Genomic DNA, 1,221 nt, shown 5'->3' on the forward strand with positions numbered 1-1,221 from the left:
CTAGTTTCCATTTCCGTCGATGCTTACAAGTATGACTATCTTACAGCAAACGATGTCTGGAATTCAAACAATTACACCAATCCTAACACGAACCATGCGAACACAATCGTTGGCTACGATGACAATATGAGCAGTCAGTAATAGCTTTTCTTTCAAACTCTTTTCTCAGATGAAAAACAGCGGGGATTTCTCCCCGCTATAAGCTGCAACCTTAGAGTGTTGTAGGTCGCCGTCACTATCAAGATTCTCGTCCATATCGCATTTACAGTACACCCAATTGAAAAATATATGCTTACTGATCACCGCACAAATTCAGCCGAACGGAAACGACTCGCGGAATTCAACATGTTCTTTGGCCACAAAAGGGCACATCTCTGATCATTTCAGGTCTTCTAAAAGAGATTCCACACATTGCGAAACAAGCTTATCACCTGAATAGCAAAGAATCAGTATGGATTCGGCCTCTGTATTGGTCCAGAAAGAATTGATGTAAACATCTCCATTCCCGTCAGGTACCACTTCTTCGGGTATAGGAGTCTGAATATCCGGATCAATATTAGGATATATAAACCTGACTTTTGTTATTCTCAAATCCAGTTTCATAGTGACCTCATATTTACGACCCAGAAATAGATTCTCGAGAATGAATTTGAACTCTTTCGATTTAACTGCATTCACAAATCTGGCTTCGAGTTCTATATCTCTCTCCACGATGAAGCAGAATTCGTTTTCTTCGCTCACAAGAAGCCCATCTTCATACCATCCGATAAACATATAACAGTCATTGGCCAGCGCTGTGACAACTATCTCCTCTCCGAATGTGAAAGAGCCACCGCCAGTCACTAATCCGCCTTCTTCAGGACTCGAAAAAACGTTTACTGTGTACTGATTGGCTCTGAACGTGGCTGTCACTTCTTTATTAGCATTCATTGTAATGCTTGCGGGATTCTGAGACCCTTCAAGATCTCCACTCCAACTATCGAAGCTCCAGCCTTGTGCAGGCTCAGCTGTTAATTCCACTATTTCTCCATGAAGATACTTGTCAAGATCAGGGCTCTTTTGTACGCTTCCGTTACCCAGAACATTTACTTCCAACTCATGGGTTTTCACTGCAAAGTTAGCCACAAGGGATCGATCAGTCGTCAAGATGAAAGAGTATTCTGGATCCAGACTAACCTGAGCTCCATCCTCCGTCCAGTTGACAAATTCATAGCCCTCATT

Annotated in this window: 1 protein-coding gene; it reads right to left on the reverse strand. The window is 42.4% G+C overall.

Annotation, left to right across the window (positions count from 1 at the left end; translation table 11 throughout):
• Positions 1–378 precede the first annotated feature (378 nt).
• A partial coding sequence (locus tag PKX57_RS10745; RefSeq protein ID WP_472417251.1) for an InlB B-repeat-containing protein occupies positions 379–1,221 on the reverse strand: 843 nt, incomplete at its 5' end.

Origin of the sequence: Mesotoga sp. (assembly GCF_035363035.1) — a bacterium.
In the GTDB taxonomy this organism is placed as follows: domain Bacteria; phylum Thermotogota; class Thermotogae; order Petrotogales; family Kosmotogaceae; genus Mesotoga.